Below are 14561 nucleotides of genomic sequence, written 5' to 3'. Positions count from 1 at the left end.
ATCTGACCGTCTAAATTCCTCATCGGGTAGGTTATTCACAGCGCTCAATCTTATCCACAACACATTAAAATACTGATTTATAATGCGTAAATTTAGTTATTAACAGTTTGTTCACATTCAATGTGAATTATTAGTCCCTGTTTTACAACTGCTATTGCATGATTGTTGGAGCACCTATTTTTAACTGTTTATAACTTGATGATAGGCCGTCTTTTATTTTTATTACATTTGTTACCCTATCGTCGAAAACAGGAAAATCAAGCCGAGAAATATTTTATAGTATGTCTTTAGAAAACGAATTTAATAGTAGTGGGTCAGGTCAACCTAGCCGCGCAAATTTCAATAAAAAAAGAACGAGCTTAAACAACTTAGTCTCTGGACTAGGAAAGCTCCCTCCTCAAGCTTTGGACTTAGAAGAGGCTGTTTTAGGTGCTTTAATGTTGGAGAAAAATGCACTAAGCGAGGTTATTGATATCCTAAAGCCTGATTCGTTCTATAAAGAAGCTCATCAGAAAATCTTTCAATCGATTTATAACCTTTTCCAAAAAACTTCACCAATCGATATCTTAACGGTTGTTGCTGAGCTTCGTCAAATGGGAGCCCTGGAAATGGTAGGTGGAGCATATTATATTACCCAATTAACCGATAGGGTAGTTTCTGCTGCTAATATTGAATACCACGCTCGTATCATATCCCAAAAATATATTCAACGTGAACTGATTAAAGTTTCTACTGAAATTATCAATTCATCCTACGATGAAACATCTGATATTTTTGATTTGCTGGATCATGCTGAAAAATCACTTTTTGATATTGCACAAAATAACCTAAGAAGAGATTCTAGGAAGATGGATGATATCATGCGAGAAGCGATCTCATCATTAGAATTACTGCGTGATAAGACTGACGGACTTACAGGTATTCCTTCCGGATTAACAGCATTGGACAGAATGACCTCCGGTTGGCAACCATCTGATTTAGTAATCATTGCAGCACGTCCAGCAATGGGGAAAACAGCATTTGTATTATCTGTAGCACGTAATGCTGCTGTGGATCATGATAAACCAGTTGCTGTATTCTCTTTGGAGATGTCCTCAGTACAGTTAGTTAATCGTTTGATAGCAGGGGAAACTGAAATCGAACAAGAAAAACTTAAAAAAGGTAATTTAGCAGACCACGAATGGCAACAATTGCACTCCAGAATTGGCCGATTGACTGAAGCTCCCTTAATTATTGACGATACCCCAGCATTAAATGTATTTGAATTCCGCGCTAAATGTCGCCGCTTAAAAGCACAATACGATATTCAGATGGTGATTGTCGATTATTTACAGTTAATGCATGGTAAAGGTGATGGCAAAGGTGGAGGAGGAAACCGTGAACAAGAAATTGGTAGTATTTCACGTGCATTGAAATCCGTGGCTAAGGAATTGAACATCCCAGTTCTAGCCTTATCGCAGTTAAGCCGTGCAGTTGAATCCAGACCTGGTAACAGTAAACGCCCGATGCTTTCCGACTTACGTGAATCCGGATCTATTGAGCAGGATGCCGATATGGTACTTTTCTTATACCGTCCTGAATACTATGGATTGTTGGAGGATGAAGAAGGTAGATCAACCGTTGGGGTAGGTGAGGTTATTATTGCTAAGCACCGTAATGGGGAAACTGGTATTGTTCCACTACGATTCGTAGGAAAATATGTAAAATTTGTGGATTTGGAGGATGATTTCTCTGGAATGGGAGCAGATTCAGGTGGTTTCAAAGACTTTGGTTCTGGAATGGGCAATGCCATCCAACCTTCCGGAAGTTTCGGTGATTTTGGCGGTGGAATAACAATGCCATCTAGAATGAATGATATGCCGGATGATGCGCCGTTTTAATGGTAATGAGTAGAAAGTAGTTAGTAGTTAGTAGTTAGTAGTTAGTAGTTAGTAGTTAGTAGTTAGACTAAAGACATAAGACATAAGAGAAAAAGATATAGCGGACATTTGTCCGCTTTTTTGTGTTTTAGGTCAAATAATAAGATTTGCGCCAATTATATATTTATTACTTCACGTTAAAATCGAAGTATTTTTCCTTGAAGGGTTCATTTTTTAAAGTGTAATGCCACCATTCTTCTTCGATGGCTTTGAAACCATATTTTTCCATGATGTTGCGTAATAACTTGCGGTTGTTCTTTTGTTCTTCTGTAAGATTTTTATAATCATGATGAGAAGGTTCCCCAAAGTAATCAAAACCAGTTCCCATGTCGAGTTCGGTTTTGTCAGCTAGTTTGATTAGTGTTAGGTCGATCGTGCTGCCTCGGCTATGACCAGATTTCTCTGCAATATATCCAAGCTTAAATAAATCTCTTTTGTCTACATTTGGATAGAACTCTTGTTTTGCCAAAGTGTCCGCAATGTCCAATGCCCATTCTTTAAAGTTATTTACCGCCTTTTGAGGTCTATAAGCGTCAAACACTTTAATCCCCAATCCCTTACTATTAAGTTCTTTTTGTATTGCCAGCATTGCTGTAGCTGCTTCTTTGCTAATATAAACATTGTCGGATTCATAGCCGGTTACGGGTTTTCCCAGAAAATTGTGGTTTCCATGATAACGAAGGTCAATTTCTATGTTGGGAATAAGCTTTTTTAAATTGACAAAGGAAGCTGGGATATCCTTCTGTAGAGAACATGACATCAGAAAAATAAGACATATAAAAGCTTTATTCAGAAAAATATTTTTAGTCATCGTACTTGATTATAGGTATTAGCATAAAGCATAATAATGTATAGTGGCTATCTAGTGTTAAGTTAATCCTTTATTATTAGGTTAGTCGCCCAATCAAATAATTTTATTTATTCAATTTTGATTTGAATATAACAAAAGTTGCTAAAGAATAATAGGGTAATATCGATGGTATGGGTTTGGATAATTTTTAGAAATGTGCTTTCAAATTGTCTTTCGAAGGCCTATCTTTAAAAGAATTCATAACTATGTATTCAATGAATACTGTTAGGAACTGATTTAATTATTTAAATGAAGGATGAGAAAGGAAATAGATTTAGAAAAATGGACAAGAAGAGAGCATTTTGAGTTCTTTTCAAAATTTACAGAACCATTTCATGGTGTTACTTTTGAAGTAGATATGACCATTGCCTACCAGCAAGCAAAGAAAAAGTCTACTTCCTTCTTTCTGTACTATTTATTCAGATCATTGAAGGCGATGAACGAAATCGAGAATTTTAGATTGAGGATCGATGAAGGTAAAGTCTACCTCTATGATGAAGTTGTAATATCTACAACGGTATTAAGGTCCGATGAGACGTTTGGATTTTCATATATTGATTACAATGTGCATGAATCGGAGTTTTTGCATGGGGCAAAACTTGCTATAGATAAAGTTTTAAATTCAAAAGGGTTAGATTTGACTGGGGCAAAAATCAATGAGGTACATTGTTCAGCACTTCCTTGGGTGAATTTTACCGCTCTTTCTCATGCTAGAAATTTTGCATATGCAGATTCATGTCCAAAGATTTCTTTTGCAAAATTGATGGATAAAAATGGGAAAAAGACGATGAACATATCCTTGCATGCTCATCATGCGCTTGTCGACGGTCTCCATGTAGCTAAGTTTTTGGAGAGATTTCAAATGCTTTTGAATGAAACTGATTAGATTATTCCTATCTTATTGTCTCTGTGGATAAAAGTTCTATAATAGTACGTCTATTTTTATTAAATTTGAGTCCCCATTTTTGAGGCATTACATAAGATAAATTTAGGAGAGCATTTTGGATTTTTTAGCAGGACTGAACCCCTCACAACGAGACGCAGTTGAACAGACAGAAGGTCCAGTAATGATTGTTGCTGGTGCTGGTTCTGGAAAGACGCGTGTAATTACCTATAGAGTAGCCCACTTGATACAAAAAGGAGTTGATCCTTTCAATGTTTTGGTGTTGACCTTTACCAATAAGGCAGCAAAGGAAATGCGCGAGCGTATTATGAAAGTGGTAGGCTCAGAAGCAAAAAATATTTGGATGGGAACATTCCACTCTGTTTTTGCACGTATTCTGCGGGTTGAAGCCGAACTTTTGGGATACCCAAAGAATTTTACAATATATGATACGGATGACACAAAAAGCTTGTTGAGGACCATTTTGAAAGAATTGAACCTTGATGATAAACTTTATAACGTCAATCATGTTTACGGAAGAATTTCTTCTGCAAAGAATAATTTGATATCCCCACAAGAATACAATAAGAACGAAGCGATACTTGCTGAAGACCTGTCAAATGGCCGTGGACAATTAGGACAAATCTACTTAACCTACGCACAACGCTGTTATCGTGCTGGAGCAATGGACTTTGATGATTTGCTCTTCAAAACAAACGTTTTATTGAATAAATATCCTGATGTATTGCATAAATATCAGCATCAATTCAAATATCTGATGGTTGATGAGTACCAGGATACTAACTTTTCGCAATATTTAATCGTTAAAAGATTGGCTGCGGTCAATGAAAACATCTGTGTCGTTGGTGATGATGCTCAAAGTATCTACGCTTTCCGCGGTGCAAATATTCAAAACATCTTAAATTTCCAAAAGGATTATCCAGATGTGAAAGTTTTCAAATTAGAGCAGAATTACAGATCTACCAAAATGATCGTGAATGCTGCGAACAGCATTATTGCAAACAACAAAAATCAGCTTGAAAAGAATGTATTCTCTGATAACGAGGAGGGCGAGAAAATTAAAGTAAGTCGTGCATTTTCTGATAATGAAGAAGGTAAGATTGTTGCAGAAGCTATATCGCAAGAAAAATCTCTGAAAGGATTGAGGTATAAGGACTTTGCAATTCTATATCGAACCAATGCTCAATCAAGATCCTTGGAAGAGGCTTTAAGGAAAATAAACATTCCATATAAGCTTTACGGTGGAACTTCGTTTTATCAACGTAAGGAAATTAAGGATTTAATTGCTTACTTTAGGTTAACTTTCAATCCGAATGACGAGGAGGCCTTGAAACGCGTCATCAATTATCCTCGAAGAGGTATTGGTGATACAACTGTAGACCGGATCATGGTAGCTGCTGATCAACAGCAGATTAGATTATGGGATGTGGTTGCCAATGCTCAAATGTTTTTGGATGGTCGAAGTGCTGCTTCAGTTTCAAACTTTGGATTGATGATTCAAAGCTTTCAAGCGACAGCAAAGACAAATACAGCTTTTGATACAGCTATGCATATTGCACAGCATTCAGGAATCTTAAAAGATCTCTATGAAGATAAATCTGTGGAAGGTCTTGCAAGATATGAGAACATCCAAGAATTGCTGAATGGGATTAAAGAGTTCTCTGAAAGGGAAGATTTAGAAGAAAAAGGATTGGATGTCTTCATGCAGGATATTGCCCTCCTGACAAATGATGACAATGATAAAGATCCCAATGCGGATACGGTTTCATTGATGACAATCCACTCCTCTAAGGGCTTGGAATTCCCAGTTGTACATATTGTAGGATTGGAGGAGAATTTATTTCCGTCACAATTATCCTTGAATTCAAGGACTGAATTAGAAGAAGAGCGCCGACTGTTTTATGTTGCAGTTACCAGAGCAGAAAAAAAGCTCCATATATCGTATGCAACTTCTCGGTACCGTTGGGGAACATTAAATAACTGTGAGCCAAGCCGTTTTTTAGATGAGCTAAATCCTAGTTGTTTGGATTTAGACTTTAAACCTCGTAGCTCTGGAATGTCAGATGATGATTTTGGTTCAGAACGCGTACAATGGCAACGGAAAGATAATAATACTTCTGGAGATGTGTTTTCAAAACCTAAGCCAAAAGTTATTAAGACGACTTCTATTTTACCAAAAGCTCATGTACCAAGTGCAGGATTTGCCCCTTCGGATACATCAAACTTGCAAGTTGGAATGGAAGTTGAGCATGAACGTTTCGGTTTCGGGAAAGTTATTAACTTAGAAGGGAACAAACCGGATATAAAAGCAACTATTTTTTTCAAAGAGTTGGGACAGAAGCAATTGTTGCTTAAATTTGCAAAGCTTAGAATAGTAAATTAACACCCAATTTAAAAATTACATATTTAACACCTATTAAGGGTTAGAGCAAAACAAACATATGATTTTTGATTATAACAGCACTAGACCAAAGTTGATTTTGGCAGAATATGGCCGAAATGTACAGAATATGGTTGACTATATCTGCAGTTTGTCAGATAGAGAAGAAAGAAACCGTTTGGCGCAGGTTGTCATCGATATGATGGGAGTATTAAACCCACACCTTCGTGATGTATCTGACTTTAAACATAAACTTTGGGACCACTTGTACATTATTTCGGACTTTAAGATTGATGTCGATTCCCCATATCCTATTCCTACAAAGGAAAACATTCATCATAAACCTGAGCCATTAAAATATCCTAACCATAATATTAGATTTAAACATTATGGCCACACCGTTGAGGATATGATTAAGAAGACCTTGAACATTAGCAACCTTGAAGCAAGACACAAGATGACCTTGAGTGTAGCTAATTTTATGAAAATGGCTTACCTAACTTGGAATAAAGATTCAGTTTCGGATGATCAAATCTTACAGGATCTCAACACACTTTCCAATGGTGAACTTGTACTTCCTCCAGATACAGTCCTAACCAAACTCGACTTCAAAACACCGCCTCCAGGAAATCGTATTAAAACCTCTGGTAGTAACAATAATCAGCAGCAAAACAAGCCGCAAAATAACTACAACAACAAGAGGAATAATAACAACAACAATAACAACAAGAGGCCCTCAAACAACAACAATAACAATAATAACAGACAGAAAAAAAGTTATAAATAAAACCTTCAGAAAAAGCAATTGAGCCTATTGAACAATTGCTTTTTTCATGTTGGGATTATAAATTAAACAAACCTTTAGTAAATCCATTCTGAAGGTATGGTTGATATGAAAAAACTATGAATGCATTTGAAATTTACGGTGGAAAGCCATTAAAAGGAGAAATCGTTCCTCAAGGAGCAAAAAATGAAGCATTACAGATAATCTCTGCGGTTTTATTGACTGAAGAGAAAATGACCATCAGTAATATCCCTGATATTAAAGATGTTAATAAATTAATAGATTTATTAGCAGCTATGGGGGTTGATGTAAATAGAATTAATGAGGATACCTATGAGTTCGAAGCAAAGAACATAGATATAACCTATTTCCAATCCGAAGAGTTCAAAAGAAAAGGTGGTAGCCTACGTGGATCCATAATGATTGTTGGTCCATTATTGGCAAGATTTGGAAAGGCAGCTATTCCTAAACCAGGGGGTGATAAAATCGGACGCCGAAGATTAGACACTCACTTTTTAGGATTTGAAAAGTTGGGGGCAAAATTTGTATATGATGCTGAAAACCATTTCTTTAATGTAGATGCTACTCAATTAAAAGGCACATATATCTTATTAGACGAAGCTTCTGTAACTGGAACAGCTAATATCGTTATGGCTGCTGTTTTGGCTAAAGGTGTTACAACCATTTATAATGCAGCATGCGAGCCTTACTTGCAGCAACTTTGCAAAATGTTGAACCGTATGGGTGCAAAAATCTCTGGGATTGGTTCTAATCTCCTAACAATCGAAGGAGTCGAAAAATTGGGTGGAACTAGCCATAAAATGTTGCCTGATATGATCGAAATAGGTTCTTTTATTGGATTAGCAGCAATGACCGGTTCCGAAATTACCATTAAAAATGTGTGTTTCAATGAACTGGGAATTATTCCTTCTGTATTTTCTAGATTAGGAATCAAATTTGAGTTGAAAGGTGATGATATCTTTATCCCCGCTCAAGAAAATTATGAGATTGATACCTTTATCGATGGTTCAATTTTAACAATTTCAGACGCACCTTGGCCAGGATTTACCCCAGATTTATTAAGTATTGTACTTGTTACCGCTATCCAAGCAAAGGGTAATGTTTTAATTCATCAAAAGATGTTTGAGAGCAGATTGTTCTTTGTCGATAAATTGATTGATATGGGGGCTCAGATTATCCTGTGTGATCCTCATAGGGCAACGGTTATTGGTTTGAATAAACAAAATAAATTACGTGGTATTGAGATGACTTCTCCAGATATTCGTGCGGGAGTTTCCTTGTTAATTGCAGCTCTTTCAGCTCAAGGGAAGTCAGTGATTTATAATATTGAGCAAATTGAGCGTGGATACCAACATATTGAGGAACGTCTAAAAGCTTTAGGAGCTGATATTAGAAGAGTGGAAGCTCAACCAACTGGGCATTAATCTGAATTGTCTTTGTTTTGTTAAAAAACGCTCGACTATTTGAATAACTACTAAGTCTATATATTTTTGTGTATAAATTAATTGTTCAAACAAACAAATGAAAAAAATCACATTATTCTCTGCTTTTGCAGCATTAGTACTAGCATCATGTGCTGGAAACCCAGAAGGAAAAAAAGCTGAAACAACAGATTCAGTAGCTGTTATACAAACAGAAGTTGCAGGATCTACTTTCAATGTTGATACAACTGCTTCAAAAGTAGTATGGACAGGAACTAAGGTTACTGGTAAACACACTGGTACCGTAGATATTAAATCAGGAACTGTAACAGTTGACAATGGTAAATTAACTGGAGCTAATGTTGTTCTAGATATGAATACAATTAGCTCAACTGACTTAGAAGGTGAATTTAAAGGTAAATTAGATGGTCACTTGAAATCTGATGATTTCTTTGCTGTTGCTGCTAATCCAGAAGCTACTTTTACAATTACCGAAGTTAAACCTGGAGCTACTGATGCTGACTTGACAATCTCTGGTAACCTAGTAATCAAAGGTGTTAGCAAAAATATTACTTTTGATGCGAAAGTACTTGAATCAACTGATGCTACAGTTAAAGCTACAGCTAACTTCAATATCACTAGAGCTGATTGGGGAGTTTCTTACGAAGGTAAATCGGATGATTTAATTTCTAAAGAAATCAATTTTGATATTACTTTGGTTGCTAATAAATAATTTTAATCTATTAAAATATAAAGCCTCTGATGCATAATCAGGGGCATTTTTTTTGCGATTCACTGGAATTATAACTGACTTTAAATCTTATTTTTGTGCAAGGACTAAAATTTATTTATGAAAATTACTCTCATTTGTATCGGAAAAACTGATGACCAACATATTGTCAAAGGAATTGAAGTGTATACGAAACGTTTGAAACACTATGTAAATTTTCAGATTGTTAACATTCCTGATATAAAAAATTCTAAGAATTTGAGTGAAAGTCAACAAAAAGAAAAAGAAGCCCAACAGTTATTGAAGAATATCAGCAATCAGGATTTTATCATCCTATTAGACGAAAGAGGGAAGGAGTATAGCTCGATGGAATTTTCAGCATTCCTTGAAAAACAGATGGTCTCCAGCGTTACTCATTTGGTATTTATGATCGGAGGTCCTTATGGATTCGATGATACTGTGTATCAAAGAGCCAATTCAAAGATCTCCTTATCAAGAATGACATTCTCCCACCAGATGGTAAGACTCTTCTTCGTAGAGCAAATTTACAGGGCTTATACAATTATGAGAGGCGAACCTTATCATCATGAATAAAATTTTATGTAAATTGTAATCAATTAGCATCATATTATTAAAAGTAGGAGGATACAATGGAAGATAATAAGTTTAAAAAAAGAGACTATAAATTCAAAAGTCAAGAAGGGGCACATGGTGGTGATATTAACAAATGGATTATTATCATTGGTGGTGCAATTATAGTACTGTTAGCTTATTTCTTTAAATAAGCTTAGAGGATTTTTGTAGGATAAAACCAAATAAGATCTTTCAATTTCAATTGTTAAATCTCTTTATTAAAAAATTATATTATGGGAACAGGTTGTTCCCATTTTTTTGAATTTAGCTCTTGTTGCTTCAAGATTTATAACCTCTTATAATTTCAATTTTTATTCCATTATCTTTCATTTTTCCAGTCATTTATTGAATCCCAATACGCTGTTTTACCTATTATAATTAAAAATTTATATTAAATCATGAATTAGTGAATTAAATTTTGAAGTTGCTATGGGTAGGTATATCTTTGTGAAAATCAACCCAATTAATTAAAAAATAGTTAGATATGGATGAAGGTGTTCTGCTGAATTTAGCAAATTCAATTCTATTGGCATTGTCTTACCGTTATGGAAAAAAATTACCGGAGATCACTCAATTAAGTGATTTTAAATCTGCAATAAGAAAAATAATTGTATCTGATCAGGCGGAAGATGATGGCGAAATGCTTATCATTCCAGTAGGGGATTTAGTGACCATTCAACTCGATGATAAAACATTTATACAAACTATAGCAGATTTTAAACCATTAGCACAATATTTTCAACAACTTCAGGAAGAAAATCATCAATCACAAATATTATGATACGCCCTTAGTTTCCCTAATCTTACAATGAAATAACGGATTGTTAGGTTCAGTTTCTATTAATTAAATAAGGCGATACGGGGAGTATCGCCTTAAAATCACACTAACTATTAATAAAACCCTATAGAACTAGGTGTTTTCAAAACATAGATCTTGGACTAGACTTCAGCCTATCTCCAAGACCCACTGTAAAAGTAAAAACCTTTTATTATAAAATCAAATAAAAGTTGCAACATTTATATTATAATTGAATTTTATCAATATTTTTCAAAAATTCAACCCACGCAACTTGGTCAGTTTTAAATGTTAGGTCATTTTTTTGCAAATCTTTTAAACCAATTAATCTAAACGCTTGTAACTTTCCTTCTAGGGATTTTTCAGTAAAATCGAAAGATTTTGTCCTAATGTTTAATTGTATGTCACTTATTTGTTTAACCTGATAGTATATCGAAATAATTTGACTTTCATTAAAACTCGATTTTTCATAGAAATCAGTTGTGTAAATATGCTTTACCACTTCAATTTCCATCCCTGTTTCTTCTAGATATTCCCTCTTCAAAGCATCAATCAAACCTTCACCATATTCCAATCCACCACCGGGAAATTTAGTAAATGAAACGTTCTCTGTTTGCTCATCACTGATTAGAACTTCGTTATTCTCATTGATCAGAATACCATAGACCCTAACATTAAATAAAAACATAATTGAAAATGTTCGACTTCGCCTTTTTTAAAAGCTAAGTACAGATGTAGTAATTTGTATAAATGATTGTATTGAAAAAAAGGCCAGAACTGAAAAGCTCTGACCCTAATTTTTTATAAAGGCTGGAATCCTGAATCCGAATCCAATCCGACTAAAGAGTAGTGCTTAGGTAGAAACCAAGAAATGGTATTCATCGCCTGCTTATATTCCCTTTCATTGGAAAAATTCTTTGGCGTAATGTTAAAAACTAAATCCTGTGTTACTTTTTCTTCGTCCGTATAGTTTCGGGCGATTAACATAACCATCGGATTTTTTACTCCAGAATATTGTAGGAATTCACGAATTTGTTTACGAGCATATGCAGGTAAGATTTCTTCTGATGGTTGTCCTACTAATATCTCCTCATCGCTACCTATAATGAAATCTTCATTGTTTAATGAAAAGTGATGTTCGTCTGTATAAAATTCATTGCGAAGCGCTAGATTTAATAAATCACCGTAACTAAACATCCAATCAGGATCTTGTTTCCTCGTGTTTAAGGCAACACCAAAACCATTCTGAAGTAGATTGGGTAATTTATTTTTAATGACATAGGCCTGAAAATTCTCGCCTGGTTCAACCGAACGTAAATTGACGTATGGAAATCCTTCCGTACTCATTATGATTTCTGGCTCAGAAACTGCCAGGTTCGCGTCAGCAATATTATCAATAAACTCAGCTACCCAATCATTATTCCTTTTCTCTAAAGGGATCGTTAGCAAGTTGTTAATAACAAGGGTTTTCTCAAGATCTCCTAAATTTCCAGATCCCGCATTCGCATCAAAAAAATGTATGTTACTCATAAGTCCTTCGAAAATACGGCTAAAAGTAAGGAATATTGTCATAATCTAAAGCGATTAATTCAAAATAGATCTGATTTAAACCTCAAATAGGGTAAGATAAACTGGTTTATTTTCTTATTTTTGTTAAAAAAGGAACCACTTTAATGTCAGATTTAAACGCGACACGAGCAGTGCAATACAATACGTCAAAAATAAGCTATGAGGAATTCCGCCAGGTTCTCTTAGAAGATTATAAACTAGCCACTCAAAGCCGATATGTAAGTTTATTGGGAAGAAAGGAAGTGCTTACAGGTAAAGCTAAGTTTGGTATCTTCGGAGATGGAAAGGAATTGGCGCAGATTGCCCTATCTAAGGTTTTTAAACCCGGTGATTGGCGATCGGGCTATTATAGAGACCAAACCCTAGCATTTGCACTTGGAATTAGCAGTATATATCATTTCTTCTCTCAACTCTATTCAAACCCTGATATTGAAGCTGACCCATCATCTGCAGGAAGACAGATGGTAGCCCATTTTGCAACTCCATTTGTAGAGGAAGATGGCGAATGGATCGACCAAACAGCACAAGTCAATTGTTTCTCTGACATCTCGACCACAGGTGGACAAATGTCCCGGATTTTAGGACTTGGACTGGCATCAAAATTATATAAAAATAATCCTAACCTTTCACATAAAGAAAAGTTTACCAAAAATGGAGATGAAGTTATTTTCTGTACTATCGGAAATGCTGCAACCTCTGAAGGAGTATTCTGGGAAACTGTTAATGCCGCAGGCGTAAAACAATTGCCAGTAGTTATTTCAATTTGGGATGACGGATACGGAATCTCCGTTCCTAATGATATTCAAACAACAAAAGGTGATATTTCAACTGTACTTAGAGGTTTTCAAACCGATGAAGCAGGGCCAGGATTTGAAATATTCAGAGTCAAAGGATGGGATTATGCTGGATTATGTGAGGTCTATGAAAAAGCTGCAGATGTAGCTAGAACCAATGGAACACCTTGCATAGTTCATGTTGTGGAAATGACACAGCCCCAAGGACATTCAACCTCAGGATCCCATGAACGTTATAAAACTAATGAACGTCTGGATTGGGAAAATGAATTCGATTGCAATAAGAAAATGAGGGATTGGTTAATTGATTCTGGAATGGCAACGGAAGAAGAACTTTCTGCAATAGATTCCGAAGCAAAAGAATTCGTGCGAAAAGAACAAAAACGTGCCTGGGTAGACTACAGAAAAACTCTACAGGTTGACTTACAAGAAGCAATCCAGAAATTGGAAGGCATAAACCATCATGCAGCTGAAATTCCCCTAAAAACCTTATTGTCAACAACTGAACCTTCTTTAAAAGAGGTATATGTTAATGTTCGTCGTGTAATCAGGGAATTACGTGGAATTGAGGTGCATGGTAAGGATGAATTGATCTCTTGGTATAGAGAAAAACAAGAAGTCAATCGACATAGATTCAATGATAAATTATTCGTTGATACAAAGTATTCACCACTGAAAGTGGAAGTTGTAGCTCCAGAATATGACCAAGACTCAGCCATTGTCGATGGCAGAGAAGTGCTGAATGCCTGTTTTAAAGCAAATTTTGATAAAGATGCTCGATTATTGGCTTTTGGTGAAGATGTTGGTAAAATTGGAGACGTAAATCAAGGTTTTGCCGGTTTACAAGAAGAATTCGGAAACCAGCGGATATTTGATACCGGAATTAGAGAATCTGCAATTATAGGGAAAGGAATTGGATTGGCTGTTAGGGGGTTTAGACCCATCGCTGAAATTCAATACCTGGATTATTTAATCTATGCAATGCCTGTTCTGAGTGATGATTTAGCAAGCTTGAGCTACAGAACCAAGGGAAGACAAAAGGCTCCTTTAATTGTTAGGACTAGAGGGCATCGCTTGGAAGGAATTTGGCATTCAGGATCACCTATGTCAGTATTACTTGGTGGATTGCGTGGGATGCATATTTGTGTACCGAGAAACATGACTCAAGCGGCTGGAATGTATAACACGCTTTTAAGATCAGATGAGCCTGCACTAGTTGTAGAATGCTTAAATGGATACCGTCTAAAAGAAAAAATGCCCGTTAATATTGCTGAATTTACCGTGCCAATCGGAAAAGCCGAAAAAATTAGGGAAGGTTCAGATATAACTGTAGTTTCTTATGGTTCTACTCTTAGAATTGTTCAGGAAGCCGCTTTAGAACTAGATAAATTAGGAGTAGCCATTGAAATTATTGATGCTCAATGTCTTCAACCTTTTGATAGAGATCATATTTCCGTGGATTCGTTGAAAAAAACAAATAGATTATTGGTAGTGGATGAAGACTTCCCAGGTGGAGCATCTGCTTACCTTTTACACGAAATCTTGGAAAAACAAGGGGGATATTATCATTTAGATGGTGAACCCAAAACATTAACTGCTAAACCTCATCGTCCTCCATATGGTTCAGATGGTGATTATTTCACAAAACCTGCTGTTGATGATGTGGTAGAAGCTGCATATCAAATGATGTCAGATAGTAATCCAACTACATATCCTCCTATTTTTTAGGAGGATATGTTCCTAGATATTTCATTATCATT

At 35.7% G+C, this 14561-nt stretch carries 13 protein-coding genes; 10 read left to right on the top strand and 3 right to left on the bottom strand.

The window, feature by feature from the left end; translation table 11 throughout:
• The first annotated feature begins 281 nt into the window (after positions 1–281).
• Entirely contained in the window at positions 282–1880 is a 1599-nt protein-coding gene (gene dnaB, locus E0Y80_RS07160) for a replicative DNA helicase (RefSeq protein ID WP_156306976.1), read from the top strand.
• 166 nt (positions 1881–2046) lie between these two features.
• Here dnaB and E0Y80_RS07155 read toward each other — a convergent pair whose 3' ends face one another.
• Positions 2047–2730, bottom strand: a complete 684-nt coding sequence (locus E0Y80_RS07155) for a M15 family metallopeptidase (RefSeq protein WP_156306975.1) — start codon at positions 2728–2730, stop codon at positions 2047–2049.
• 295 nt (positions 2731–3025) lie between these two features.
• On the opposite strand from E0Y80_RS07155, the gene E0Y80_RS07150 reads away from it, so the two are divergent.
• The 8 genes from E0Y80_RS07150 (at position 3026) to E0Y80_RS07120 (ending at position 10423) form a co-directional block, all read left to right on the top strand.
• Positions 3026–3655 carry a CatA-like O-acetyltransferase gene (locus tag E0Y80_RS07150; protein WP_156306974.1) on the top strand — a complete coding sequence of 210 codons (630 nt, stop codon included), beginning with the start codon at positions 3026–3028 and terminating at the stop codon, positions 3653–3655.
• 115 nt (positions 3656–3770) lie between these two features.
• The gene (locus tag E0Y80_RS07145) at positions 3771–6056 is read left to right on the top strand and encodes an ATP-dependent helicase (RefSeq protein ID WP_156306973.1); all 2286 of its coding nucleotides are present in this window, start codon (positions 3771–3773) and stop codon (positions 6054–6056) included.
• A gap of 58 nt (positions 6057–6114) precedes the next feature.
• Positions 6115–6840 (top strand): DUF4290 domain-containing protein, encoded by a 726-nt coding sequence (locus E0Y80_RS07140; protein ID WP_156306972.1) that lies wholly within the window; start codon positions 6115–6117, stop codon positions 6838–6840.
• Positions 6841–6956: 116 nt separating this feature from the next.
• Positions 6957–8282: a UDP-N-acetylglucosamine 1-carboxyvinyltransferase gene (gene murA, locus E0Y80_RS07135; protein WP_156306971.1), complete on the top strand. Its 1326-nt coding sequence runs from the start codon at positions 6957–6959 to the stop codon at positions 8280–8282.
• Positions 8283–8379: 97 nt separating this feature from the next.
• Complete coding sequence (locus tag E0Y80_RS07130) at positions 8380–9012, top strand: YceI family protein (RefSeq protein ID WP_156306970.1); 633 nt, start codon at positions 8380–8382, stop codon at positions 9010–9012.
• Positions 9013–9129: 117 nt separating this feature from the next.
• Entirely contained in the window at positions 9130–9603 is a 474-nt protein-coding gene (gene rlmH / locus E0Y80_RS07125) for a 23S rRNA (pseudouridine(1915)-N(3))-methyltransferase RlmH (protein WP_156306969.1), read from the top strand.
• Positions 9604–9659: 56 nt separating this feature from the next.
• Positions 9660–9794, top strand: a complete 135-nt coding sequence (locus tag E0Y80_RS20870; protein ID WP_262885848.1) for a hypothetical protein — start codon at positions 9660–9662, stop codon at positions 9792–9794.
• 332 nt (positions 9795–10126) lie between these two features.
• Positions 10127–10423 carry a hypothetical protein gene (locus E0Y80_RS07120; protein ID WP_156306968.1) on the top strand — a complete coding sequence of 99 codons (297 nt, stop codon included), beginning with the start codon at positions 10127–10129 and terminating at the stop codon, positions 10421–10423.
• 241 nt (positions 10424–10664) lie between these two features.
• On the opposite strand, the gene E0Y80_RS07115 is transcribed toward E0Y80_RS07120, so the two are convergent.
• Positions 10665–11126, bottom strand: coding sequence for an NUDIX domain-containing protein (locus E0Y80_RS07115; RefSeq protein ID WP_156306967.1), 462 nt, complete (start codon positions 11124–11126; stop codon positions 10665–10667).
• Positions 11127–11239: 113 nt separating this feature from the next.
• The gene (locus tag E0Y80_RS07110) at positions 11240–11968 is read right to left on the bottom strand and encodes a hypothetical protein (RefSeq protein ID WP_156306966.1); all 729 of its coding nucleotides are present in this window, start codon (positions 11966–11968) and stop codon (positions 11240–11242) included.
• 143 nt (positions 11969–12111) lie between these two features.
• Between E0Y80_RS07110 and E0Y80_RS07105 the strand changes: the two genes are divergently transcribed.
• The gene (locus E0Y80_RS07105; RefSeq protein WP_156306965.1) at positions 12112–14529 is read left to right on the top strand and encodes an alpha-ketoacid dehydrogenase subunit alpha/beta; all 2418 of its coding nucleotides are present in this window, start codon (positions 12112–12114) and stop codon (positions 14527–14529) included.
• Positions 14530–14561: the final 32 nt, after the last annotated feature.

It is taken from the genome of Sphingobacterium endophyticum (assembly GCF_009733535.1).
Classification (GTDB): domain Bacteria; phylum Bacteroidota; class Bacteroidia; order Sphingobacteriales; family Sphingobacteriaceae; genus Sphingobacterium; species Sphingobacterium endophyticum.
This window is presented reverse-complemented; position numbering and strand designations above follow the sequence as displayed.

Excerpts from the sequence above, each read along its gene's own strand:
- dnaB (WP_156306976.1), top strand. The coding sequence starts at position 282 with ATGTCTTTAGAAAACGAATTTAATAGTAGTGGGTCAGGTCAACCTAGC.
- E0Y80_RS07155 (WP_156306975.1), bottom strand. The coding sequence starts at position 2,730 with ATGACTAAAAATATTTTTCTGAATAAAGCTTTTATATGTCTTATTTTT.
- E0Y80_RS07150 (WP_156306974.1), top strand. The coding sequence starts at position 3,026 with ATGAGAAAGGAAATAGATTTAGAAAAATGGACAAGAAGAGAGCATTTT.
- E0Y80_RS07140 (WP_156306972.1), top strand. The coding sequence starts at position 6,115 with ATGATTTTTGATTATAACAGCACTAGACCAAAGTTGATTTTGGCAGAA.
- murA (WP_156306971.1), top strand. The coding sequence starts at position 6,957 with ATGAATGCATTTGAAATTTACGGTGGAAAGCCATTAAAAGGAGAAATC.
- E0Y80_RS07130 (WP_156306970.1), top strand. The coding sequence starts at position 8,380 with ATGAAAAAAATCACATTATTCTCTGCTTTTGCAGCATTAGTACTAGCA.
- rlmH (WP_156306969.1), top strand. The coding sequence starts at position 9,130 with ATGAAAATTACTCTCATTTGTATCGGAAAAACTGATGACCAACATATT.
- E0Y80_RS20870 (WP_262885848.1), top strand. The coding sequence starts at position 9,660 with ATGGAAGATAATAAGTTTAAAAAAAGAGACTATAAATTCAAAAGTCAA.
- E0Y80_RS07120 (WP_156306968.1), top strand. The coding sequence starts at position 10,127 with ATGGATGAAGGTGTTCTGCTGAATTTAGCAAATTCAATTCTATTGGCA.
- E0Y80_RS07115 (WP_156306967.1), bottom strand. The coding sequence starts at position 11,126 with ATGTTTTTATTTAATGTTAGGGTCTATGGTATTCTGATCAATGAGAAT.
- E0Y80_RS07110 (WP_156306966.1), bottom strand. The coding sequence starts at position 11,968 with ATGAGTAACATACATTTTTTTGATGCGAATGCGGGATCTGGAAATTTA.
- E0Y80_RS07105 (WP_156306965.1), top strand. The coding sequence starts at position 12,112 with ATGTCAGATTTAAACGCGACACGAGCAGTGCAATACAATACGTCAAAA.